The sequence below is a fragment of the Pseudoruegeria sp. SK021 genome (genome assembly GCF_002119405.1).
In the GTDB taxonomy this organism is placed as follows: domain Bacteria; phylum Pseudomonadota; class Alphaproteobacteria; order Rhodobacterales; family Rhodobacteraceae; genus Meridianimarinicoccus.
Map to the genome: position 1 here is coordinate 72,775 of NZ_MTBG01000002.1, position 23,524 is coordinate 96,298.

21 protein-coding genes are annotated in these 23,524 nt (G+C 60.4%); 16 read left to right on the forward strand and 5 right to left on the reverse strand.

Going from position 1 to position 23,524, the window contains the following annotated elements; translation table 11 throughout:
• Positions 1-30: 30 nt before the first annotated feature.
• A complete protein-coding gene (pdxH, locus tag BV911_RS02875) occupies positions 31-636 on the reverse strand; it encodes a pyridoxamine 5'-phosphate oxidase (RefSeq protein WP_168183962.1) in 606 nt (201 codons plus the stop codon).
• A 168-nt stretch (positions 637-804) separates the two neighbouring features.
• Here pdxH and fabI point away from each other — a divergent pair, with 168 nt between their 5' ends.
• The 5 genes from fabI (at position 805) to trpE (ending at position 6,233) form a co-directional block, all read left to right on the forward strand.
• A complete protein-coding gene (gene fabI / locus BV911_RS02880; RefSeq protein WP_086052220.1) occupies positions 805-1,626 on the forward strand; it encodes an enoyl-ACP reductase FabI in 822 nt (273 codons plus the stop codon).
• Positions 1,627-1,629: 3 nt separating this feature from the next.
• Positions 1,630-2,244 (forward strand): LysE family translocator, encoded by a 615-nt coding sequence (locus BV911_RS02885; RefSeq protein ID WP_086052084.1) that lies wholly within the window; start codon positions 1,630-1,632, stop codon positions 2,242-2,244.
• Positions 2,245-2,261: 17 nt separating this feature from the next.
• Positions 2,262-2,762 carry a xanthine phosphoribosyltransferase gene (gene gpt / locus BV911_RS02890; RefSeq protein WP_086052085.1) on the forward strand — a complete coding sequence of 167 codons (501 nt, stop codon included), beginning with the start codon at positions 2,262-2,264 and terminating at the stop codon, positions 2,760-2,762.
• Positions 2,763-2,877: 115 nt separating this feature from the next.
• The gene (locus BV911_RS02895) at positions 2,878-4,728 is read left to right on the forward strand and encodes a peptidylprolyl isomerase (protein ID WP_168183963.1); all 1,851 of its coding nucleotides are present in this window, start codon (positions 2,878-2,880) and stop codon (positions 4,726-4,728) included.
• On the forward strand, positions 4,725-6,233 hold the full coding sequence (trpE, locus tag BV911_RS02900) for an anthranilate synthase component I (RefSeq protein ID WP_086052087.1): 1,509 nt from the start codon (positions 4,725-4,727) through the stop codon (positions 6,231-6,233). The genes BV911_RS02895 and trpE overlap by 4 nt, the downstream gene beginning before the upstream one ends.
• Before the next feature lie 15 nt (positions 6,234-6,248).
• On the opposite strand, the gene BV911_RS02905 is transcribed toward trpE, so the two are convergent.
• On the reverse strand, positions 6,249-7,583 hold the full coding sequence (locus BV911_RS02905) for a hypothetical protein (RefSeq protein WP_086052088.1): 1,335 nt from the start codon (positions 7,581-7,583) through the stop codon (positions 6,249-6,251).
• 134 nt (positions 7,584-7,717) lie between these two features.
• Here BV911_RS02905 and BV911_RS02910 point away from each other — a divergent pair, with 134 nt between their 5' ends.
• The 6 genes from BV911_RS02910 to lexA all read left to right on the forward strand — a co-directional run bounded on the left by BV911_RS02910 (position 7,718) and on the right by lexA (position 12,579).
• Positions 7,718-8,299, forward strand: coding sequence for an aminodeoxychorismate/anthranilate synthase component II (locus BV911_RS02910; protein WP_086052089.1), 582 nt, complete (start codon positions 7,718-7,720; stop codon positions 8,297-8,299).
• The gene (gene trpD / locus BV911_RS02915; protein ID WP_086052090.1) at positions 8,296-9,318 is read left to right on the forward strand and encodes an anthranilate phosphoribosyltransferase; all 1,023 of its coding nucleotides are present in this window, start codon (positions 8,296-8,298) and stop codon (positions 9,316-9,318) included. Before BV911_RS02910 ends, trpD begins: the two co-directional genes overlap by 4 nt.
• The gene (gene trpC / locus BV911_RS02920) at positions 9,315-10,127 is read left to right on the forward strand and encodes an indole-3-glycerol phosphate synthase TrpC (protein ID WP_086052091.1); all 813 of its coding nucleotides are present in this window, start codon (positions 9,315-9,317) and stop codon (positions 10,125-10,127) included. Before trpD ends, trpC begins: the two co-directional genes overlap by 4 nt.
• On the forward strand, positions 10,127-10,609 hold the full coding sequence (gene moaC / locus BV911_RS02925) for a cyclic pyranopterin monophosphate synthase MoaC (protein ID WP_086052092.1): 483 nt from the start codon (positions 10,127-10,129) through the stop codon (positions 10,607-10,609). The genes trpC and moaC overlap by 1 nt, the downstream gene beginning before the upstream one ends.
• Positions 10,610-10,616: 7 nt before the next feature.
• A complete protein-coding gene (gene glp, locus BV911_RS02930) occupies positions 10,617-11,789 on the forward strand; it encodes a gephyrin-like molybdotransferase Glp (RefSeq protein WP_086052093.1) in 1,173 nt (390 codons plus the stop codon).
• A gap of 82 nt (positions 11,790-11,871) precedes the next feature.
• The gene (gene lexA, locus BV911_RS02935) at positions 11,872-12,579 is read left to right on the forward strand and encodes a transcriptional repressor LexA (RefSeq protein WP_086052094.1); all 708 of its coding nucleotides are present in this window, start codon (positions 11,872-11,874) and stop codon (positions 12,577-12,579) included.
• Here the strand turns inward: lexA and BV911_RS02940 are convergent.
• Positions 12,573-14,744, reverse strand: a complete 2,172-nt coding sequence (locus tag BV911_RS02940; RefSeq protein ID WP_086052095.1) for a ComEC/Rec2 family competence protein — start codon at positions 14,742-14,744, stop codon at positions 12,573-12,575. The genes lexA and BV911_RS02940 overlap by 7 nt on opposite strands.
• A 139-nt stretch (positions 14,745-14,883) precedes the next feature.
• Here BV911_RS02940 and gltX point away from each other — a divergent pair, with 139 nt between their 5' ends.
• Both gltX and gltA read left to right on the forward strand, forming a co-directional pair.
• Complete coding sequence (gene gltX, locus BV911_RS02945; RefSeq protein ID WP_086052096.1) at positions 14,884-16,287, forward strand: glutamate--tRNA ligase; 1,404 nt, start codon at positions 14,884-14,886, stop codon at positions 16,285-16,287.
• Between the two features lie 91 nt (positions 16,288-16,378).
• Entirely contained in the window at positions 16,379-17,674 is a 1,296-nt protein-coding gene (gene gltA, locus BV911_RS02950; protein WP_086052097.1) for a citrate synthase, read from the forward strand.
• A gap of 88 nt (positions 17,675-17,762) precedes the next feature.
• On the opposite strand, the gene BV911_RS02955 is transcribed toward gltA, so the two are convergent.
• Positions 17,763-18,875 carry a choloylglycine hydrolase family protein gene (locus BV911_RS02955; RefSeq protein ID WP_086052098.1) on the reverse strand — a complete coding sequence of 371 codons (1,113 nt, stop codon included), beginning with the start codon at positions 18,873-18,875 and terminating at the stop codon, positions 17,763-17,765.
• A gap of 272 nt (positions 18,876-19,147) precedes the next feature.
• Between BV911_RS02955 and purB the strand changes: the two genes are divergently transcribed.
• From purB to BV911_RS02970, 3 genes are all read left to right on the forward strand, one after another.
• Positions 19,148-20,455 (forward strand): adenylosuccinate lyase, encoded by a 1,308-nt coding sequence (gene purB, locus BV911_RS02960; protein WP_086052099.1) that lies wholly within the window; start codon positions 19,148-19,150, stop codon positions 20,453-20,455.
• 230 nt (positions 20,456-20,685) lie between these two features.
• Positions 20,686-21,762, forward strand: coding sequence for a flagellar motor switch protein FliG (locus BV911_RS02965; protein WP_240512123.1), 1,077 nt, complete (start codon positions 20,686-20,688; stop codon positions 21,760-21,762).
• Between the two features lie 118 nt (positions 21,763-21,880).
• Entirely contained in the window at positions 21,881-22,795 is a 915-nt protein-coding gene (locus BV911_RS02970; RefSeq protein WP_086052222.1) for a lysophospholipid acyltransferase family protein, read from the forward strand.
• Here BV911_RS02970 and BV911_RS02975 read toward each other — a convergent pair.
• Complete coding sequence (locus tag BV911_RS02975; protein ID WP_086052100.1) at positions 22,759-23,469, reverse strand: thioredoxin family protein; 711 nt, start codon at positions 23,467-23,469, stop codon at positions 22,759-22,761. The genes BV911_RS02970 and BV911_RS02975 overlap by 37 nt on opposite strands.
• Positions 23,470-23,524: the final 55 nt, after the last annotated feature.

Below are 23,524 nucleotides of genomic sequence, written 5' to 3' on the forward strand. Positions count from 1 at the left end.
TTATCGAATATGTATATCGCGAACATCATTTTAAGGGCTAAGCCTCGCTATGGTCCAAGGGTCGCTCCGTCCGGGCCGCCTCCAGATGAAGCGGTCGTGCAAGCGGAACGGGCCATCCGCCCAGAATTCAATTTCTACAGGAATCAACCGGTAGCCGCCCCAGAACGCCGGGCGCGGCGGCGTGTTGCCAAACCGCGTTTCCGTGTCGCGAATGCGCTGAGTCAATTCGTCTCGGGAGGCCAGAGCCGCAGATTGCAGCGACGCCCAAGCCCCGATCCGGCTTTCTAAAGGGCGTGTGTGGTAATAGGCGTCAGACTGTTCCGGCGAGACCCGTTCAATATGACCACGGAACCGGATTTGCCGGCGCAGCGACTTCCAATGAAATCCAGCCGCCGCGACACCGCTGGCGTCAAGTTCTTTGCCCTTGGTGCTGGTATAATTTGTGTAGAACACGATCGCGTTGTCTTCGATTTCTTTCAGGAGAACCACGCGCACATTTGGAAACCCGTCCTGCCCTTGTGTCGCCAATGACACGGCATTTGGGTCGGACAATTCCGTCTCCCCGGCGCTTGCAAGCCATTGCGCCACAATCTCAAACGGGTCGTCCCCAGCAAATATTCCCGAACGATCTAGCAATTTAACCCCAACTCTATACGTCGAATAGCATCCACGTGCCGCGCGTGCAGAACACGGATAATCCTGTAGCCCGTTCAGGACCATGAGCCGATGCGGCGTCATGACCTTGATGCGGTCGAAACAATGTCCTACACGACCTTACGGCCAATGGTGCGCGGAGAAGCAAGAATGTCAACAGAACTCATGCAAGGAAAACGCGGGCTCATCATGGGGCTGGCGAACGACAAGTCGATCGCCTGGGGCATCGCCAAAATGTGTGCCGCCCATGGGGCTGAATTGGCGTTTTCGTACCAAGGCGACGCCCTGAAAAAGCGCGTTGTGCCGCTGGCAGAGTCGGTTGGTTCTGACATCGTTTTGGAATGTGACGTAAGCAATGCGGAGTCTATTGATGCATTGTTCGAGGAATTAGGTCAAAAATGGGATAAATTGGACTTTATCGTCCATGCCATCGGATTTTCGGACAAGAACGAATTGCGCGGTCGCTATGTCGACACCAGCCCGGAAAATTTCCGGATGACCATGGATATTTCGGTCTATTCCTTCACCGCCGTTGTTCAGCGTGCGGAAAAAATGATGACCGAAGGCGGCAGTTGTTTAACCCTGACGTATTATGGCGCTGAAAAAGTGATGCCACATTACAACGTCATGGGGGTCGCAAAAGCGGCTCTTGAGGCATCGGTACGCTATCTGGCCGAAGATCTTGGCAAGGATGCGATCCGGGTCAACGCGATTTCCGCTGGAACGATCAAGACGCTCGCGGCCAGCGGAATCGGTGATTTCCGCTACATCATGAAATGGAACGAGTATAATTCTCCGCTGCGCCGTACTGTGACGCAGGAAGAAGTCGGCAAGGCGGCGCTGTTCTTGTTGTCTGATCTTGGCACCGCAACGACCGGCGAAGTTCTGCACGTCGATGCCGGGTATCATGTTGTTGGCATGAAAGCCGTCGACGCCCCCGATATCACGACTGCCAAACCCAAGGACGAATAAGCCGTGGCCATTTCGATGTTCTTGGCGATTGCCTTCCTCCATTTCATGGCGGCAATCAGCCCGGGCCCTGCTGTCTTGATGTCTGTGCGCACCGGACTGACGGAAGGCATGCGCACCGGCACCGCTTTGGCGGCTGGCATTGGTGTGGGCGGCGTGATTTGGGCGGCCGCCGCCTTGTTTGGGTTGGCGCTGGTCTTTGAAATTGCGCCCGCGCTTCTAACCGGCTTCAAAGTATTGGGCGCAGGCTATCTGCTTTGGATGGCATGGAAGATGTGGCGCAGCGCGGGCGAGCCCTTTGATCTGACCCCGACCGGTGCGCCGCCGCGCAGCCTGCGCGCAGCCTTTATGCTGGGGCTAACGACCCAACTGTCCAACCCGAAACCTGCCGTCATGTTCAGTGCAATTTTCGCCGGAACCGTGCCCCCGGGCACAAGTTGGCTGATCTACCTCGCGCTGTTGGGCGTGGTCTTTTTCAACGAAGCCGTCTGGAATGTTCTGGTCGTTCGCGTATTCTCGTTCGAACGCACGAAACGCGGCTATGTCGGAATGAAATCAACCATCGATCGGTGCTTTGGCGGCCTTTTGGCCGTGCTCGGCATCAAGATCGTCGCCACCTGACCCGCAAGGAGACAAGAATGACCGACCGGCTGCCGCATGAGAAGGGATTCCACATCAGTTGGGATCAGATTCATCGTGATAGTCGCGCGCTTGCATGGCGTCTGGATGGCCAAGGGCCAAACGGAACCCCATGGCGCGCCGTGGTCGCCATCACCCGCGGCGGAATGGCCCCGGCGATGATCGTGGCGCGGGAACTGGACATTCGGACCGTGGATACAATCTCGGTGAAGTCTTATGACAACCAGTCGCAAGCCGACGCCAGCGTGTTGAAAGAGCCCGACCCGGAATTGATGGGCGACGGGACCGGTATTCTGGTGATCGACGATCTGGTGGACAGCGGCAAAACACTGGCGCTGGTTCGGGAAAAATTCCCCAACGCGCATTTTGCGACGGTCTATGCCAAACCCAAAGGACGCCCGATGGTGGATACGTTCATCACCGAGGTCAGTCAGGACACCTGGATTTTCTTCCCGTGGGACATGGCCTTGCAATATGTGCAGCCCTATCGCGGCACCTGACAGCCGCCGGCCCGGCGCAATACGATCACGCGCTTCTGGTTGCCCGGTTCCGGGAAACCCACTAGACCCACTGCACGCAATTTGACCGCACGCAATATGAAGGATGGCACTGCAAATGGCAGGCAAACCCAAGAGCATGCTCACGAACATTCTTGTCTGGATGGTTCTTGCCATGCTGATCGTCGGTCTGGCGGGCTTCGGCGTCGGCAATTTCGGCGGCACCGTCACGGCGGTTGCGGCAGTCGGGAAAACCGAAGTCCCGATCACAAGCTACGGCCGCGCCCTGCAACAGCAGATGGCAACGATCACACAACAGACCGGTGAAACCGCGAACTTGGCGCAGATGCAGGCGGCGGGCGTCGATCAGGGCGTGTTGTCAGAACTGTTGGCCGCAGCGGCCCTTGATGAGGCGGCCCGCAAGATCGGCCTGTCTGTTGGCGATGACGCGGTCAGCCAAGAAATCCTGACCATTCCGGCTTTCCAAGGGGTCAATGGCAGCTTCGACCGCGATGCCTATAGCTTCGCGTTGGATCAAAGCGGCTTCACCGTCAGCCAGTTTGAGAACCAAATCCGCCAAGAAGTGGCCCGCAGCCTGTTCCAAAGCGCGCTCATAGCCGGGATTGCCCCCTCGGCTACTTATTCCGATACCATCTACAAGTTTATTGGCGAACAGCGCGACTTCACCTATGCCCAGATGACTGCGGCGGATCTGGATGCCCCCGTTGCGGCGCCGGACGCCGAGGCCGTTCAAGCATTCTACGACGCCAACCCCGACCTGTTCCGCCTGCCCGAAAGCAAGGCAATCACCTATGTCTGGCTGACACCGGACATGCTGGTTGACGAGATCGAGGTCGACGAGACGGCATTGCGGACCGCCTATCAAGAGCGGATTGATGAATTTGTCCGGCCCGAGCAGCGCATGGTACAGCGGCTTGGCTTCGCCGACATGGCCGCAGCCGAAGCGGCCAAGGAACAGCTGGACAGCGGCGAGACCACCTTTGCGGATCTCTTGGACGCACGCGGCTTGACCGAGGATGACGTTGATCTTGGCGTCGTCACCGAAAGTGACCTTGATGCGGCCGGGGCCGGCGTTTTTGCCCTGACCGACACCGGCGTGACCGGCGCGTTGCCGTCGCCCATCGGACCGGCACTGTTTCAAGTGAATGCGATCCTGTCCCCTCAGGAAACCAGTTTTGAAGACGCCGTGTCGATCCTGCGCGAGGATATGGCCTATCTGGCAGCACGTGCCCGGATATCGGAAGATGTAGAAGCCTTGGACGATCTTCTGGCGGGCGGCGCGACACTTGAAGACCTGAACGCCGAATCCGAAGTGGAAATTGGCAGCCTCAACTGGATCGGTGAACCGGGCGATGGCATCACGGCCTATAATGAATTTCAGTCCGCAGCAGCGTCGGTCACCGCTGACGACTATCCAAGCATCACGGTTCTGGACGACGGCTCGATCTTTGCATTGCGGTTGGACGACGTGATCCCATCCGCCCTGCCACCGATGGACGACGTGCGCGAACTGGCGACCGATCTGGCGCAGGACGCGGCAATTCGTGCGGCTCTGTCCGAAACAGCGGCGGACTATATTGTGCAGTTGGACAATGGCGCGTCCTTCATGGACCTGAACCTGACCCCGTCATCTGAGACCGGCCTGACCCGCCGTGACCTGTTGCGTGACCTGCCTGTGAGCATCATGGAACAAGCGTTTGACTTGGCCCCCGGCAAGGCAACAATCGTGGAAGGCACCGATGACGTCTATCTTCTGCGCCTAGATGCAGTTGCCGCCCCCGATCCCAATGATCCGACGGCAGAGTTCTTGCGGACGTCCCTCAACCAGCAGGCCGCGCAATCTATGGCACAGGACATCCAGATCCAGATCGCCCGCGCCGTTCAGGCAGAAGAGGGCATTTCCATCAACCAAGCGGCTATAAATGCCGTACATGCGCAGCTACCATGACCCTGACCCCGAATTTCGAAGACTTTTCCCGCGGCTATAACGCGGGAAAAACCCAACTGGTCTATACCCGCTTGGCGGCGGATCTGGACACGCCGGTCTCGTTGATGCTGAAAATGGGCGAGGCCGCGCCAGACACTTTTATGCTGGAATCCGTCACCGGCGGCGAAGTGCGCGGGCGCTATTCGATCATCGGATTGAAGCCGGACCTGATCTGGGAATGTCGCGGACAAGTCGCGCGACTGAACCGGACCGCGCGCTTCGATCGCGATGCTTTTGAGGTTCAGGACGCGCCACCGCTGGAAAGCCTGCGCGCATTGATCGAAGAAAGCCGAATTGAGATGCCCGACGATCTGCCGCCCAGTGCGGCCGGTCTGTTCGGATATCTCGGCTATGACATGATCCGTCTGGTCGAACAGTTGCCCAATGTGAACCCCGACCCGCTGGGTCTGCCAGATGCGGTCATGATCCGGCCTTCGGTCGTGGCCGTGCTGGACGGGGTCAAGGGCGAGGTCACTTTGGTGTCTCCGGCCTGGGCCGGATCGGGCCTGAATGCCCGGGCAGCCTATGCCCAAGCCGCCGAACGGGTCATGGATGCCCTGCGCGATCTGGACCGGCAGCCGCCGTCGAACAGCCGCAATCTTGGCGCCGAATCCGTTCCGGCAGACCCGGTCTCAAATTTCACCAAAGCCGACTATATGGCGGCGGTCGAACGCGCCCGCGATTACATTCGGGCCGGTGATATCTTTCAAGTTGTTCCGGCACAGCGCTGGAGCCAGACATTCACCCTTCCGCCCTTCTCGCTCTATCGCTCGCTGCGGCGCACCAACCCGTCCCCGTTCATGTTCTTCTTCAATTTCGGCGGCTTTCAAATTATCGGTGCCAGCCCCGAAATTCTGGTGCGCGTGTTCGGCAAGGAAGTCACAATTCGCCCGATTGCTGGCACCCGCCCGCGCGGCGCGACACCGGACGAAGATCGCGCCCTAGAGGCCGACCTTCTTGGCGACCCCAAGGAATGCGCCGAACACCTGATGCTGCTGGATTTGGGGCGGAACGACACCGGCAAAGTGTCCAAGATTGGCACGGTGCGCCCGACCGAACAGTTCACCATCGAACGCTACAGTCACGTCATGCATATCGTCTCGAACGTGGTGGGCGAATTATCCGACGATCAGGACGCACTTTCTGCGTTGTTGGCAGGCCTGCCTGCGGGCACCGTCTCTGGTGCGCCAAAAGTTCGCGCCATGCAGATCATCGACGAGTTGGAACCGGAAAAACGCGGTGTGTATGGCGGCGGCGTCGGCTATTTCGCCGCCAATGGCGACATGGATATGTGCATCGCCTTGCGGACCGCCGTGCTGAAGGATCAAACTTTGTACATTCAGGCCGGTGGCGGCGTCGTATACGACAGCGATCCAGAAGCCGAGTGGCAGGAAACGGTAAATAAATCCAAGGCGATCCGCAAAGCTGCCGATGAAGCAGGCCGGTTTGGCGGTGGCAACTCTTAAGGCCGGGGGGCTGTCTTAGGGCATCAGCGCCGATAACGGCACTGGCTGCACCGACGACCCCGCCCCGGTTTTGAACCAGTCGTCGATCGCCGCCAAGGTCGCCGGATCGTTGCGGACCAGCACAGCCACCTGACCATCCCGGCGGGCCCGTTCCACAACGGCCCCCAATTGCGCCGCTCCGTTGGCACCGTCCAGAACGCTATAGACCAGCACGCCGGGTAGACCTGCGCGGCGGATCGCCAAAAAGGCGTCGGGCTGGCCCTTGTCCAAGCCCAAAACCCCGATCACACCGCTATCTACAGGCGGTTCGGACCAGAGATCAGGCTCGGTTGCACCGGCCCCAAAGGCTGCATTCGGATCAATCAGAAAGCCCAATGACGTTGGAAACGGGTCCGTGACGGCCAACACCTGTTCAAGGGCAGACCCAGCGTCGGCGCGGTCCGCCGAAGCGACCATCTGCGTCATCGCCCAAGCCGGGGCCCGCCTGCCCGGCTGGCCACCGTCCTGCGGCGCCGACAGCACAAAAGCCACGCGCAACGCATCGTCAGAGTCGCCCCCAGCCTCACTGCGATCCAGCGGTGGCTGCGCAGGGTTTTGCGGCCCCGTTAGGGACAATTCTTCCCCTTGGCCGGACGGCGCAGTCGCCAAAAGATCACCCGCGCCCTGTTCCGATACTGGAACCGCCGTATCCGGTTGTATCGCAGGCACGGCAGACAGTCGTCGCTGCGGCAGAGAACCGGGCCGGTGCTGCGGCGGCGCATCTCGATGCACCACAACATTTGCCCATTGAAGGTCCGGCGCGGGCGGTAAGATTGGCTTGGACACCAGCACCGGAATTGGCGGCGACGCCATCCGCTGCGGCGGGGTCGGCCCCTTGGGCGCAACGACAGCGCTAGGCCCGGCGTCAATCGCGCGCGGAGTCGCCGGTGTCCCTGACCGACGCACCAAATCATCCTTGGCCAACGCGGTGAAGGGATCCGGCAAAACATCGCGCTGCGGGCTGGCGATGCCGCGCACGGCGGGCGCGACCGTCACAAGGTGACCGGACCCAGGCGCGGCAAGGCCCGGCGGCGGCGCGGCGCGGGTCGGGATGGCCGGCATATGAACGGCGGGCGGACGCGGCCAAAGGCTGCGCGGCATTTGTTCGGGCCGTTGCAACCCGCCCTCAAATCTTGGCGCTGAATCCAGCACGGAAGTGGCGGCTAAGTCGTGCCCGGTCTGAGACACGGGATCCGCCTTTGGCAGCACCGCCTGTTCGGACTTCCGCTCCAACACCACTGAGGCCACGACAAAGACCAGGCTCCCGATGACGAGCCCCCACAATGCGCCAATCAGAAATCCTTTGTTCACGGCCCTGCCCGGCCCCTTTTATTTGCGACTTTGCGGTGTCCTATCCGCTTGTTCCGCTCTTGACCACCCGCCCTCGACCTGAGCAAGTGTGCACCATCCCAGACGACGCCCAGAAGAACCGGATATCGCACAACATGCTCCTCCTGATCGACAACTACGACAGCTTTACCTACAATCTCGTGCATTATTTGGGCGACCTTGGCGCCGATGTCACCGTCCACCGTAATGACACCCTCAGCGTTGCGGAAGCCCTTGCCTTACGGCCTGAGGCGATCGTGTTATCGCCCGGCCCCTGCGACCCTGATCAAGCCGGCATCTGCCTTGATCTGACCATAGCGGCGGCGGACGCAGGAATTCCGTTGCTCGGCGTGTGCCTTGGGCACCAAACCATCGGGCAGGCCTTCGGCGGCAAGGTCGTGCGCTGCCACGAAATCGTCCATGGCAAACTTGGCGCAATGCACCATGACGGTGCTGGCGTGTTCGCAGGCTTGCCGTCGCCTTTGTCCGCGACCCGCTATCATTCTTTGGTGGTCGACCGTGACAGCCTGCCCGCATGCCTTGAGGTGACTGCATGGCTAGAAGACGGCACCATCATGGGCCTGCGCCACCGCGACCACGCCATTGAAGGCGTGCAGTTTCATCCCGAAAGCATCGCCTCGGAACACGGCCATGCCATGCTGAAGACCTTTCTCGAGCGTGTGGCGGTATCGGCATGAGCCCTGACCTGAAGCCCCTGATCGGACTGGCCGCCGAAGGCCCGTTGACCTCGGCGCAGGCCCGCACGGCCTTTACCGCGCTGTTTGAAGGCAATGCGACCCCCAGCCAGATTGGCGGCTTTCTGATGGCGCTGCGCACCCGCGGCGAAACCGTCGAGGAAATCGCCGCTGCCGCCTCTGTGATGCGCGAGAAATGCAGCCCGGTCATCGCACCTGAGGGGGCGATGGATATTGTCGGCACTGGTGGCGACGGCAAAGGCACATTGAATATCTCGACCGCCACTGCTTTTGTTGTGGCAGGCGCAGGCGTGCCCGTTGCCAAGCACGGCAACCGCAATCTCAGTTCGAAATCTGGTGCGGCCGATGCGCTGGCGCAGATGGGAATCAACGTGATGATCGGGCCGGAAGCCGTTGAAAAGGCTTTGCAGGATGTGGGCATCTGCTTCATGATGGCCCCCATGCATCATCCAGCGATGAAATACGTCATGCCCTCACGGACCGAGCTTGGCACCCGCACAATATTCAATATTCTGGGGCCGCTTACCAATCCAGCCGGGGTCAAACGACAATTGACCGGGGCGTTTTCCAGCGATCTGATCCGGCCGATGGCCGAAACGCTTCTAGCCCTTGGATCAGAGGCTGCGTGGCTGGTGCATGGTGGCGACGGGACCGACGAAATCGCGATTTCGGCACCCTCTGAGGTGGCGGTTCTGAAGGACGGCACCGTGTCCATGATCACAGTCCACCCCGAGGATGCGGGCCTACCCGTACATCCATTCGAAGATATTCTGGGCGGCAGTCCGGCCCATAACGGTGCCGCCTTCCGGGCTCTGCTTGACGGTGCGCCCGGCGCGTATCGGGATGCAGTATGCTTCAACGCGGCGGCGGCTCTGGTCATCGCCGAACGGGCGGCAACCCTGTCCGACGGGGTCTCCCTGGCACGAGAAAGTATTGACAGCGGCAAAGCCCGCGACAAAGTCCAGGGCTTAGCCCGGGCGACAAGCGAGGCAACACAATGATCCCCACCGTTCTGGACCGTATCAAGGCTTACAAGCTTGAGGAAATCGCCGCGCGAAAAAGCGCTGTGCCCCTTGCTGATCTTGAAGCAAATGCCCGTGATGCCAGCCCGGTTCGCGGCTTTCACGACGCGCTTCTGCGCGCCCGTCAACAAGGCTATGGGTTGATCGCAGAGGTTAAAAAAGCCAGCCCATCCAAGGGCTTGATCCGCGCGGATTTTGACCCACCGGCTCTGGCCGCAGCCTATGAAGCGGGCGGCGCCGCCTGTTTGTCGGTGCTGACCGACGCGCCATCCTTCTTGGGGGACGATTCCTTTTTGGTGCAAGCCCGCGCGGAAACTTCCCTGCCGGTCCTGCGCAAAGACTTTTTGTTCGACCCCTATCAAGTGACGGAATCCCGCGCCTTGGGGGCTGATTGCATTCTGATCATCATGGCATGTGTCAGTGACGAACAGGCCGCCGAACTTGAATCCGCTGCCTTTGCTTGGGGCATGGATGTGCTGATTGAAGTCCACGATGAACAGGAACTGGACCGCGCCGGCCTGCTGACCTCGCCGATGATTGGGATCAACAATCGCAATCTGCACACATTCGACACGACGTTAGACACGACCCGGACGCTGGCGCGGCGGGTCCCCGTCGATCGGACCATCGTTGCCGAATCCGGGTTATCGACGCCAGAGGACCTTGCGGATTTGGCCGCCTATGGGGTTCGGTGCTTCTTGATTGGCGAAAGCCTGATGCGCCAGCCCGACGTGACCTTCGCCACCCGCCATCTGCTTAGCGCACCGTTGCGATCAGGGGGGGTCTGATGGAGGCCCGGCTCAGTCATTTTGACGCCAAGGGCGATGCCCATATGGTCGACGTATCGGATAAGCCCATCACTTCTCGCGTTGCCGAGGCATCTGGCTGCATTAAAATGACGCCGGAAACCTTTGAAATCATTTCCGATGGTCGCGCGAAAAAAGGTGACGTCTTGGCGGTTGCGCGTCTGGCTGGCATCATGGCGACCAAGAAAACCGCCGATTTGATCCCTCTGTGCCACCCCTTACCTATCAGCAATGTCCGCCTTGAGCTGTCCCTTGATGCGGCACTGCCCGGAGTGCAAATCGTGGCGACAGTCAAGACGACCGGTCAAACCGGCGTCGAGATGGAGGCCCTCACCGCCGTGTCTGTCGCGGCATTGACCGTCTACGACATGGTCAAGGCCGTTGAAAAATCCATGGTCATTTCCGACATTCGCCTCACCTACAAAGACGGCGGAAAGTCGGGCCGCTTCGTCGCAGAGGGATGAGCCTGTCGTGATCCCTGTCTCTGAAGCACTGGATCGAATTTTCGCGTTATTGCAACCCCTTGCCGCCGAACCTGTTGCGCTACGAAACGCCTGTGGCCGCGTGTTGGCCGAAGATGCCGTCGCCACCCGCGATCAGCCGCCGTTTGCCGCCTCGGCAATGGATGGCTACGCAGTCGCCAGTGACCGCATCGCCCCCGGCGCGCGTTTTACCGTGATCGGCGAAGCGGCGGCCGGTCAGCGGTATCCCGGACAGCTTTTTTCAGGTCAAGCCGTCCGTATCTTTACCGGTGCGCCGGTTCCCGCTGGAGCCGACAGGATCGTCATCCAAGAAGACGTGACGGTGGACGGCAACGACATTATTTTGTCCGAAAACCTTGACGCAGGCACCCATATCCGCCCTGCTGGAGGGGACTTTCGTGCCGGAGCGCGCCTTCCCGCCGGGACGCGTCTTAGTCCTGCGGACGTCGCATTACTTGCGGCCATGAACATCCCGTCTGTGCGGGTGCATCGCCGCCCGATTGTGGGGCTATTAACCACCGGGGACGAGTTGGTGATGCCCGGCACATCCCCCTCAGAAGATCAAATTCTGTCCTCGAACGGCTATGGCCTCGCTGCCTTGCTGGAACGCGAAGGGGCGCTGGTGCGCCTGTTGCCCATCGCCCGCGATCGGATCGGGGCCTTGCAGACCGTTTTGGCTTTGACCGCTGGCTGCGATCTGGTTGTGACAACCGGCGGGGCTTCCGTCGGGGATCACGACCTGATTGGAAACATGGCCGCCGATCTTGGACTGTCCCGATCCTTCTACACAGTCGCAATGCGGCCGGGAAAACCAATGATGGCGGGGATACTGGCCGGAATCCCCCTGATTGGACTTCCCGGAAATCCCGTCTCCTCAATGGTTTGCGGAACGATCTTCATTCTTCCATCGTTACGGGTGCTGATGGGCTTGCCGGCGCAGCCCGCGCCCAGATCAACCGCGCGACTGGCAGTTGCCCTTACGGCGAACGGCCCGCGTGAGCATTACATGCGCGCATGGCTAGAGGCCGGCGAAGTCACTGTGTTCGACCGTCAGGACAGCAGCTTGCAATCGGTTCTGTCGCGATCAAACGCGCTCGTGGTTCGCCCGCCCAACGCCCCGATGATGGATGCCGGCGCCACGGTCGACGTGGTTCTTCTCTGAGGTGAAAGGTTGACACAAACCGGGAACGCGCATAGAACGTTTCGGAAACATAGGCTTGTGTCTTGTCCTTGGAGTGCCGAAAATGTTGACACAGAAGCAACTGGACCTTCTTAAATTCATTCATATCCGCGTCCAGCGCGATGGCGTGCCGCCGTCCTTCGATGAGATGAAAGAGGCGCTCGATCTGAGATCGAAGTCGGGCATTCACCGTCTGATCACTGCGTTGGAGGATCGCGGGTTTATCCGGCGATTGGCCCACAAGGCCCGGGCGCTGGAGATCGTTAAACTTCCCGATGCCATCGACCCCGCCGGGTTCCGCCCACGGGTCATTGATGGCATTGCCGCGCCTGAGGTGGCCGCGCCGATCCCGGCAAATTCTCAACCGTCCGGGCGGGCTGGCAACGAAATCCCTCTTTTGGGGCGGATCGCAGCTGGTGGCCCGATTAGCGCCGTCCCGAGCGACGGCTATAATGTGGTGGTGCCGCCGCAGATGGTAGCAGGAACCGGTGCACATTATGCGCTTGAGGTGCGGGGCGACTCGATGATCGACGCGGGCATCAATGACGGCGATGTGGTGGTGATCCGCGAAGGTAGCAGCGCTGAGAATGGCGAAATTGTCGTCGCGGCGTTTCAGGATCAAAACGAATACAGCGTGACCCTGAAACGGTTTCGCCGGCGCGGTGGCGCAATCGCGCTGGAGGCCGCCAACCCGGCCTATGAAACCCGGGTATTCCGCGCCGATCAGGTGGAAATTCAGGGCAAATTGGTCGGTTTGATCCGCAATTACTGAGCCTGTTCTGGCGGATTTGCGTCTCTGGTGTCCACCCGACTACCGGTGGTCAGTGCTATCATAATCCGGTCAAGGATGACTTGTGCATCGCGTTCCAATTCAGGAACGCGATGCGGCCGCCCCGCGCGCAGATCGCGGGAGTTCCACAAACGATAACCCGTCACTTGGCGTACTGACTGCACCGCCACCGGCGATTGCCGCAGCGCCAGCGCACCTGACAGCGTGAGGATCTCTGGGTCCAGCACAAGGCAAGTCGCCGTCGCGCCCACCGGTTTGCTGGCAATCAGGATGGTGGTCGCATTGCAGGGGTCCGCGCTGGCCGTCAGGGCGCGACCGGCCATCTGGGTCAGACGCGCGGCACCTAGGTCCACCTGAAATCCATCGCCGGTCTCATAAGGCTTGGCGCGTTGGAACGCCGTGTCACGATCAGACCGATCCCCATCGTTTTCCAACCAGCCTTCCGCCGCGAACCCATCGCCTTTGGGCTTGTTCAGGGCGCGTCCGCCCGGCGTCATGACGCCAACAAGCGTGGCTGTGTCCGAGATCAGAAGATAAGGCCGCTCTGCGTCAATCCACAGCCATACCGCCAGAACGGTCGGGATGAGCCCGACAAGCCGCAGGCGCCCTTGCCACAGAATAATCCAGATCAGCCCCAAGATCATCATCGGCAAGATCATCGGTGGCGGTTGCGGGATCAGCCGCACAGCCCCATCCATCTTCGACACGGCGGTAGCGACACCAAGGATCCAGCGGATGCCCACCCCCATGATCCAAAGCCCGACCCAGCCCAATCCAAACGGGCTGAGGCACGCCGCCAGCACCGCAGCCGGGATGACGACACTGCCCATCAAGGGGACTGTCAGCAAATTTGCGATCAAGCCATAGGTGGCACTTTGATTGAAGTGCGCTGCGGCAATGGGCGCGGTCGCAATGCCGGCCACGGCAGACGAAATGATCAACGACAGTACCCCACGCGCCCATTTCGGGATCGGCAGTCGCGCCCCTGAGCGCATCTCGCCAAATACCCAAACCAAGGCTGTCGTGGCCGCAAAGGACATCTGAAATCCGGGGCTGAGCAAAGATTCCGGGGCCAGAACCAGCACGATCAGCGCGGCAAGCGCCACCGACCGCAAGGTTAAGGCTCGGCGATCCAGCAGCACCGCGCACAGCATCACCGCCACCATGATAAAGGCGCGTTGGGTCGAGACATTGCCGCCGGACAAACCCAGATACGCCAGCGCCGCAAACAGCGCCAGAATCGCGCCGACCTTCTTGGCGGGAACGCGCAATGCCACCGCCGGGACAAGCGCGATCCCATAACGCACGGCGGCAAAGACAAATGCCGTCAGCAACCCAATATGCAGGCCAGAGATCGCAAGAAGATGCGCAAGATTGCTGTCCCGCATCACTGATAAAGTCTCGCCGGTCAGACCAGACCGATCGCCGGTCACAAGCGCGGCTGCGAAAGCGCCGACCTGCCCCGGCAACTGGGCCTGAACCGCTGCGGACAGACCCAACCGGAATCTATTCAGCGCCAGCAACGGCTTGCCCGGTTGCGGCGGGTCAAGCCCAAGCACCGGCGTCCGCGTATAGCCGACCGCGCCGAGTTGTTGGAACCACGCCATCCGCTGAAAGTCGAAGCCATAAGGCTCCACCGGTCCGCCCGGCGGCGACAAATGCCCGGTCAGGATCACCCGCAATCCCGGTACCGGATCAATAAACCCCTGCCTGCCGTGCAACGATACCCGCACAATCCGGGGGGTTCGCGCCGGCGATGTCCGCTCCAGAACCACTTGATCCAAAGTCAGCCGTGGCTTTTCACTTTGCGACCGGTCCACGGCGATCACCCGCCCTTCAATCGCGCCATAATAGCGATATTCCATCACCGGCGCGGCGCGAAGATGGCTCCGCGCCCCGGCCAGCAGAAACCCCAACAGGATCAACACCACAGCCGACAAAAGCGGCGACAGTGTCTCGCCACTGCTGCGCGCTACCGTTGCGAGCACAATGGCCAACCCCGCCACCACACCGTAGTCAAGGACCGAAGGTTCGAACCGAAGAGAGAAAAAAAGTCCGATCCCCAGCGCCAGAAAAACCGGCATCCAGACAAAGAGGTGACCGCGTTGCGCAGCGATCATAAGGCCAATCCGGGCCGGTCGTGCCATGCTCCGGCACCTCCTGACCACCATCGCAGGTTCAGGTTAAATTAATCGTAGTTGCGAAAAGGTTAACGCTGGACGCACGGGCGGGTCTTTACCCGCGCAAGCGCGCCGCTTATGACAAGCCATGCCCAAAGGAGCCCTCATGTCCGACACCCAAATCGTCACCCGCTTTGCCCCATCTCCGACCGGGTTTCTGCATATCGGGGGGGCGCGTACTGCCCTGTTCAACTGGCTGTTTGCCCGTGGTCGCGGCGGCAAATTTCTGCTGCGGATCGAAGACACTGACCGCGCCCGGTCCACCCCCGAAGCCACCGCAGCCATCCTTGACGGGCTGGCGTGGCTGAAACTGGATCACGACGACGAGGCCGTCAGCCAACACGCCAGAATGGACCGCCATGCCGAGGTCGCACTGCAAATGCTGGACAGCGGCCATGCCTATAAGTGTTTTGCAACGCAAGACGAGATTGCCGCGTTCCGTGACGCCGCCCGGGCCGAGGGGCGCTCGACGCTGTTCCGCTCGCCGTGGCGCGATGCGGACCCTGCCGATCACCCCGATTTGCCCTATGTGGTGCGGATCAAAGCGCCGCTGGACGGCGACACAGTGATCAAGGACGAAGTGCAAGGGGATGTCAAAATCCGCAACAGCGAGTTGGACGACATGGTCTGCCTGCGCTCGGACGGCACTCCGACCTATATGCTGGCCGTTGTGGTCGATGACCATGACATGGGCGTGACCCATGTGATCCGCGGCGACGACCATCTGAACAATGCCGCCCGCCAGTTGCAGGTCTATCGCGCCATGGGCTGGGCTGAACCGGTCTGGGCTCATATCCCGCTGATTCACGGTCCTGACGGCAAGAAGCTGTCGAAACGCCACGGTGCCTTGGGCGTCGAAGAATACCGTGCCATGGGATATCCGGTCGAAGGCCTGCGCAACTATCTGACACGCCTCGGCTGGAGCCATGGTGACGACGAGGTTTTCACCACGGAACAGGCCCTCGAGTGGTTCAACCTTGAGGGAATCGGACGGGCGCCCGCCCGGTTCGATTTCAAGAAGCTGGAAAACGTCGCGGGTCAACATATCGCGATGACCGACGACGCCGCGTTGATGACAGAGATCGCGACATTTCTGGCCGCAACGGGTGCGCCTGCGCTTACAGACGCGCAAAAGGATGGCCTGAACCGTGCCCTATATTGCCTGAAAGACCGCGCGAAGACACTTCCGCAACTCCTTGATAAAGCGCACTTCATCTTAGAGATTCGCCCGCTGGAACTGGACGAAAAATCGGCCAAGGCAATAGATACTGTATCCCGTGGTATACTGCGTGAATTGACGCCGCACCTGCAAAATGCTAATTGGAGCCGCAACGCACTTGAGGAGATCGTAGCTACCGTCGCCGAAGCACATTCGGTCAAAGCCGGAAACGTTGCACAGCCCTTAAGAGCAGCGTTGGCAGGTCGATCGGTATCCCCAAGCGTCTTTGACATGATGCTTATTCTCGGTCGGGATGAAACTCTTTCCCGCATCGCAGACGTTATGGACTGAGGCCAGGCCCACGCGCGGACTGACCCAGACCAAGAGATGGACCAAATCGGCCGCCGCGACGCGCGCCCACCCGGCAACAGAGGTAAATAAAATGGCAGACGATAAGAAAACCGCGACCCTGAGCTTTGGGGGCAAGACGCTCGACTTGCCAATCTATACGCCGACCTTGGGACCAGATGTCATCGACATCTCGAAACTCTATGCCCAAGGTGACGTCTTCACCTATGATCCTGGCTTCACCTCCACCGCCGCCTGCGAATCGACCATCACGTTCATCGATGGCGAAGAGGGCGTTCTGCTGCATCGGGGCTATCCGATTGATCAACTGGCCGCAGAATCGCATTACCTTGAGGTCTGCTATCTGCTTCTTTACGGTGAGTTGCCCACCGGTGCGCAGTTGGAAGATTTCGAAGCCCGCGTCACCCATCACACCATGCTGCACGAGCAGATGCGCAACTTCTTCTCGGGCTTCCGCCGCGATGCGCACCCGATGGCGGTTATGGTTGGGATCGTCGGCGCGATGTCGGCCTTCTATCACGACAGCACCGACATTTCGGATCCGTGGCAGCGCGAAGTGGCCTCAATCCGCCTGATCGCCAAGATGCCGACGATTGCGGCATGGGCGTTCAAGTATCACACCGGCCAGCCGTTCGTGTACCCGCGCAACGATCTGGACTATGCGTCGAACTTCCTGCGCATGTGTTTTTCGGTTCCGGCCGAGGAATATGAAGTCAATCCGATCCTCAGCCGCGCCATGGACCGGATCTTCACGCTGCACGCCGATCACGAACAGAACGCATCAACCTCGACCGTGCGTCTGGCCTCGTCCTCGGGTGCCAACCCGTTTGCCTGTATCGCAGCGGGCATCGCCTGCTTGTGGGGGCCGGCCCATGGCGGCGCGAACCAAGCTTGTCTGGAAATGCTCAAGGAAATCGGCACCGTTGACCGGATTCCAGAGTTCATCGCCCGCGCCAAAGACAAGAACGATCCGTTCCGCCTGATGGGCTTTGGCCACCGGGTCTACAAGAACTTCGATCCGCGCGCGACGGTGATGAAGCAGTCCGCCGACGAAGTGCTGGAACTGCTCGGCGTCGAGGACAACCCGATCCTTCAGGTTGCCAAGGAACTGGAAAAGCAGGCTTTGGCCGATCCGTATTTCCACGACAAGAAACTGTTCCCGAACGTCGACTTCTATTCCGGCATCATCCTTGAAGCGATGGGCTTTCCCACCTCGATGTTCACGCCAATTTTCGCAGTATCGCGGACGGTTGGCTGGATTTCTCAGTGGAAAGAAATGCTCAACGATCCGGCACAGCGGATCGGTCGCCCGCGTCAGCTTTATGTGGGCGCCGAAAAGCGCGACTACGTGGATGTTGAAAACCGCTGATCCAGCGGCGTTCCAACGATATGAAAAAGCCCCGGCACTGTCCGGGGCTTTTTTATACTTGGCCAGATCGCTGACAGGGCGTTCGACGTCAGTTCGACGGGAAATCGGCGCTGCGATCGACCAGGGATAAGCTAGTGTCCATCGGCACGGTGTGAATCCCGTTTAGCCCGGCCAATACCTCGGCCACAGTCACGCTTTCCAGTTGCTGCGATTGATAGGTCTTAAAGTAATACACTCCGGCCTTGGTATCGGCTGCCGAGGTCCAGACCGTGTAATCCTGCGCTCCGTCTTCGCTGGGGTCACGGACAAGTCCCTTCGGGATGTCGAAGGCATTCAGCAGATGAAAGGCCTGAAACACCGCCGCGTCCGAGGTCGCAGGCTGCTCCGCCGTCGCCACAAAGGCCGTGGCCCGAACAAAGCGCGATGGCGGCGTGAAATCACCCGGAAGCCCGAACATCCCGGTGCCCTGCCCGAAACCCGCAAGCGTTTGCCCATCAATGCTGACCGGCCCGTCGTTATCCGGGCTCAGGCCAATGTAGTTTCGCAGATTGGTCATGTGCCAATCATAGGCGGGCGAGTTGGTGATGACATGCACCGTATTGTCGAACACTTTCAGCCCGGCGGCGGAATACTCAATGACAATCGCGGCGCCGGTCGCATCGACCACCGAGTAATGCAACGGCACCACGCCGCCGATCTCTTCGATCACGGTCCCGACCACAGTCATGGCAGGCAAGGCGGCGCGCAGTTCTTGCACGGTGGCAAAATTGCCCAAAATCCAATTGCCCAACTCCTCGCTTGAAATCACTTGGCTGGCATTCTCAGCGGTCGCGGTTCCGAATTCGGCCTCTCCCGGAAAGAAGAACGCGCCGAAATACAGGCCCTTTTCATTCATCCCATCAACCGCAACCGTCAGATCCAAGGCGTTCAGGCCGACAAAGCCATAGGTTGTGGTATAGGTGAACCCGGTCAGGTCTGGGTTCGCGGCCAGCGTTGTGATTTCCGTGCCTGCGGGAATGGCCATGACCTCGGACTGAACGTCAAAGCCAAATTCAAGTGTGCGGGCCGAAACCACCCCGGCATCGGCGCCGGTCAGGACAATCCCGGTGCAGGCCTGTGCGGCCACCGCCGAAATCACAAGGCTAACGGAAGATGCCGCAGCTAAAAACAAACGCGGCAGAGATCGGTTTTTGGTGCGCATGACGCCAGTCCTTATACAATCAAAAATATCGGCTCAGGGTGATTTTACCTTACCCTAAGTCACTGAACCGACAAAAGGAAATGAATAACGGCCTAAACGTGCCCTGCCGCTGGCCGCCATCCCGGAAAGCCCGGTCATCCTGCCATGCCCCAAATCCGCCGCCCGTCTTTCAGCCACCAGCCCCCGACTGGGCCAGCCTGCCGCCTTGTCGCCCTTACCTGCCTTGTCTATGACAGCGGCACACTCCCGAAATTGACAGAGGCCCACGCCCGATGATCCCTCGCTATTCCCGCCCCGACATGGTCGCCATCTGGTCACCGGAAACCAAGTTCCGCATCTGGTTCGAGATTGAGGCCCATGCCTGTGACGCTATGGCCGACCTCGGCGTGATCCCGCGCGACAACGCCCAGGCCGTCTGGAAGGCGAAAGACGTGGACTTCGACGTCGCCCGCATCGACGAGATCGAGGCCGTCACCAAGCATGATGTCATTGCCTTCCTGACCCACCTCTCGGAGATCATCGGCGCCGATGCCGCGCGCTTCGTGCATCAAGGCATGACCAGCTCTGACGTTCTGGACACCACCTTTAACGTGCAACTCGTCCGTGCCGCTGATCTTCTGCTGGCCGATGTGGATGCACTGTTGGCCGCGCTCAAGCGACGCGCGCTCGAACATAAAGACACCGTTCGGATCGGCCGCAGCCACGGCATCCACGCCGAACCCACCACCATGGGCCTGACCTTCGCACGCTTTTATGCGGAAATGGACCGGAACCGGACCCGGTTGCAGCAGGCCCGGGCTGAGATCGCCACTGGTGCCATCTCTGGCGCGGTTGGCACTTTCGCCAATATCGATCCACGCGTCGAAGAACATGTCTGCGCCCAACTGGGCCTGCGCCCTGAACCGATCTCGACCCAAGTCATTCCTCGTGACCGCCACGCCATGTTCTTCGCCACCCTTGGCGTGATCGCGTCGTCGATTGAAAACATCGCCACCGAAGTCCGCCATATGCAGCGCACCGAGGTTCTGGAGGCAGAAGAATTTTTCAGCGCCGGCCAAAAGGGCTCAAGCGCCATGCCGCACAAGCGCAACCCGGTCCTGACCGAGAACCTGACCGGTCTGGCCCGCACCGTCCGCATGGCAGTGATCCCGGCGATGGAAAACGTCACCATGTGGCACGAGCGCGACATCTCGCATTCCTCGGTGGAACGCGCGATTGGTCCCGACACCACCGTCACCCTTGATTTCGCGCTGGCCCGCCTCACCGGGGTTATCGACAAGCTGGTGATCTATCCGGACAACATGCTGGCCAACATGAATAAATTCCGTGGTCTAGTAATGTCGCAACGGGTGCTTTTGGCACTGACCCAAGCTGGGGTCTCGCGTGAAGACAGCTATAAGCTGGTACAGCGCAACGCGATGAAGGTTTGGGAACAAGGCGCGGATTTCAAAACCGAACTTCTGGCCGATCCTGAAGTGACCGCCGCACTCAGCCCCGCCGAAATCGAAGAAAAGTTCGACATCGGCTACCACACCAAACATGTGGACACGATCTTTGCCCGGGTGTTTGGCGACAGCTAAGCGCCGGATCTGCGGAACGATAAAAATGGCGATGCTTGCGGCCAGCACAGGACACTGTGCTGGCCGTCTCATTTTGCCGCCCTTGTCCTGTGATACGCGCCGCGCAGGCCAGATGTTGGCCGGGCTCCGGTGCCACCGCGCCGAAATTCTCCATCTCCATTGCCGTCGGTAACTTGGATTTAAGCCGACTCGGGCTAGGCCTGTCGCTTCAGCAGAATGCGGAGTACACAGTGTCCCAAGCCCTTGCTCACATCGGCGGCAGTCTTGCCCGCCCCGCCGCCCCCCTTCCTGCCCGCCGTCCACGGCCGCGCCTCAGCCAACGGCAAAAAGCGGCCATCATTGTCCGGCTCTTACTGAAGGAGGGAACGCAACTCTCGCTTGAGGATCTGCCCGAGTCGCTTCAGGTCGACCTCACCCATGAAATGGGGGCGTTGCGCCGGATCGACAAAGACACGCTGCGCGAGGTGGTGGAAGAATTCACCTCGGAAGTGAACGATCTGGGCATGTCCTTTCCCGGCGGCCTAGAAGACGCGCTGACGGCGCTGGACGGTGCCATCAGCAGCACCTCCATCCGGCGGGTGCGGCAAGAAACCGGTCTGGTCATGACCGGCGATCCGTGGCGGATGATTTCAGGCCTATCGAACCAGATCCTTGCCGACATCATCCGTCAGGAAAGCACCGAAATTGCCGCCGTGGTCCTGTCGAAACTGCCGGTGGCCCGCTCTGCCGAAATGTTGGGGCAACTGCCCGGCGATCTGGCCCGGCGGATCACCTATGCCATTTCCACCACCAGCAGCATTGATCCCGACACCGTCCGGATGATTGGCCTTGGCATTGCCAGCCAAGTGGCCGACACCAATCCCCGCGCCTTTCCCGAAGCCCCGGTAGACCGCTTGGGGGCCATCCTGAACTTTTCGGCGGCGGCAACCCGGGACGACGTCCTGACCGGGCTGGATCAAGCCGATGCCGGCTTTGCCCAAGAGGTCCGCAAAGCCATTTTTACCTTCGCAAACATCCACGACCGGATCTTCGCCCGGGATATTCCAAAAGTAACCCGCGCCGTCGACCAGACCCTGCTGGTGACCGCACTTGCCGCCGCTGCGGATGCAGAGGCGGACATCGCCTCGGCAGAGTTCATGTTCACCAACATGTCCCAGCGACTGGCCAGCCAGTTGCGCGAAGAAATCGCCGACCTCGGCAAGGTCAAATCCAAAGATGGCGAAGAGGCGATGAACGCCGTCGTCGCGGCCATTCGAGATATGGAACGCGCCGGGGAACTGACATTGCGCACTGACGACGACGACTGATCGCCTGTGTCCCACCTGCCGACCGGTCGTGATGCGCCACGTCGGTTGCCGGGACGCCGTCCTGCGCCTATAGACAGGATCTGTGCAGACCGGATTGCAGGAAGATCAGGGACAAACCATGGCCAAAAGCAGCAAACGCGCAACCGGCGCCGGGTCTCGCCGCAGCACGTCATGGGCCATCCTGACCCTCTTGCGCGCGCCCTTGATCCTGCCCTATCGAATGCGCCTCGCGGTGGTTGCGTGGCTGATGACCTATGTGGTCGCGCCCATCGCCGGTTATGACCGGCGCATCCGCGACAACCTTGCCCATGTCTGCCCCGACCTGCCCGAAGCCGACATCCGCCGTCTGATCCGCGCGGTCCCGGCCAATACAGGCCGGATGATGATGGAACTGGCCTCGGGCGAGGATTTCAAAGCACAACTGGACGGCACCGACATGCAGGGCCCCGGCCTGGCGGCCCTTGATGCCGCCCGCGTCGCCCACCGCCCCATCGTCGTGGTCAGTGGTCATTTCGGTAACGGCGAGGCGGCGCGCTATCTTCTGTCCCAGCGCGGTCACCAGATCGGTGTGCTGTACCGTCCCGTCGATGACCCGAACCTCGACGCCTATTTCAACGCCGCCATGTCGCGCATTGCCCTGCCGGTATTTCCGCGCGGACGCCGCGGGCTGGCGCAGATGTTGCGGTTTTTGCGACAAGGCAATGCCATCGCCCTTTTGATCGACCAATATGTCAACCGTGCCACTCCGTTGACCTTTTTTGGCAAACCGGCGCCGACATCGCTCAATGCCGCTGAAATGGCGCTGAAATATGATGCGTTGTTCATTCCGGTTTATGCGATCCGGCGTGGCCACACCTTCGAGGTTATCGCCGAGGACCCGATTGCCCATAGCGACGCGGCCACAATGACCCAAGCGTTCAACGACAGCCTAGAAGCTCGGGTGCGAGCGGATATGGACCAGTGGCTGTGGATACACCGGCGCTGGAAACCCGAACGTCAGCGTAAGGCGGCGGTCGCCAAGATGCGCCGGTGACCTTCTTCTTGCACGATCACCACGGCCCGATCTGGCCCCGGCACTGACACCTCATAACGGACGTCGTGGACGCCATCCCAAGTGCCGATCGCATCCCAGACCGTCACCGAGTTCACATAATCGATGGTCTTGCCGGCATTCTCGCCATGTTCAATTTCCACCCGCGTCTGCGGGCGATAGCGGACCACCTGCACAACCACGTCACGGGTCAGAGGACGCACCGCTTTCAGCTCAATCTCGGCGGTGGTCCCCGTCATCCGGGCGGAAATGGTCACTGTGGGCAAAATTTTCTGCGCCGCCATCACCGCATCCATGATCTCCATCGGATGATAGCCCGCCACCGCGGTCTCACCCCCGACGATCATCTGCGGCGTATAGATCATCTTGCGCCCAGCCGAGCGGGCATAGGCCTTTTGCCGCTTGGTGAATTGCGGCGACGCCAACACGTCTGCCCAACCCAGATAGTCCCAATAATCCACATGCAACGCCAACGGCAGAATGTCAGACCGGGTTGCCAATTTGCTCATGAATACATCCGCAGGAGGACAAGACGAACACCCTTGCGAGGTGAACAACTCGACCACAACAGGTCCCGCCGTAGATTGCGCCTGCCCCGTTCCCGAACTCAGGCCGACGGCCACACACGCCGCGAAAATCTGTCTGATCACGCTCATCCACACTCTCCGTTTGGTGGGGTGACCCTAGGCCAGTTTGTTCCGCCGCGCCAAT

Coding starts and splice junctions, on each gene's coding strand:
- fabI (WP_086052220.1), top strand. CDS start 805: ATGTCAACAGAACTCATGCAAGGAAAACGCGGGCTCATCATGGGGCTG.
- gpt (WP_086052085.1), top strand. CDS start 2,262: ATGACCGACCGGCTGCCGCATGAGAAGGGATTCCACATCAGTTGGGAT.
- BV911_RS02895 (WP_168183963.1), top strand. CDS start 2,878: ATGGCAGGCAAACCCAAGAGCATGCTCACGAACATTCTTGTCTGGATG.
- trpE (WP_086052087.1), top strand. CDS start 4,725: ATGACCCTGACCCCGAATTTCGAAGACTTTTCCCGCGGCTATAACGCG.
- BV911_RS02910 (WP_086052089.1), top strand. CDS start 7,718: ATGCTCCTCCTGATCGACAACTACGACAGCTTTACCTACAATCTCGTG.
- trpD (WP_086052090.1), top strand. CDS start 8,296: ATGAGCCCTGACCTGAAGCCCCTGATCGGACTGGCCGCCGAAGGCCCG.
- trpC (WP_086052091.1), top strand. CDS start 9,315: ATGATCCCCACCGTTCTGGACCGTATCAAGGCTTACAAGCTTGAGGAA.
- moaC (WP_086052092.1), top strand. CDS start 10,127: ATGGAGGCCCGGCTCAGTCATTTTGACGCCAAGGGCGATGCCCATATG.
- lexA (WP_086052094.1), top strand. CDS start 11,872: ATGTTGACACAGAAGCAACTGGACCTTCTTAAATTCATTCATATCCGC.
- BV911_RS02940 (WP_086052095.1), bottom strand. CDS start 14,744: ATGGCACGACCGGCCCGGATTGGCCTTATGATCGCTGCGCAACGCGGT.
- gltX (WP_086052096.1), top strand. CDS start 14,884: ATGTCCGACACCCAAATCGTCACCCGCTTTGCCCCATCTCCGACCGGG.
- gltA (WP_086052097.1), top strand. CDS start 16,379: ATGGCAGACGATAAGAAAACCGCGACCCTGAGCTTTGGGGGCAAGACG.
- BV911_RS02955 (WP_086052098.1), bottom strand. CDS start 18,875: ATGCGCACCAAAAACCGATCTCTGCCGCGTTTGTTTTTAGCTGCGGCA.
- purB (WP_086052099.1), top strand. CDS start 19,148: ATGATCCCTCGCTATTCCCGCCCCGACATGGTCGCCATCTGGTCACCG.
- BV911_RS02970 (WP_086052222.1), top strand. CDS start 21,881: ATGGCCAAAAGCAGCAAACGCGCAACCGGCGCCGGGTCTCGCCGCAGC.
- BV911_RS02975 (WP_086052100.1), bottom strand. CDS start 23,469: ATGAGCGTGATCAGACAGATTTTCGCGGCGTGTGTGGCCGTCGGCCTG.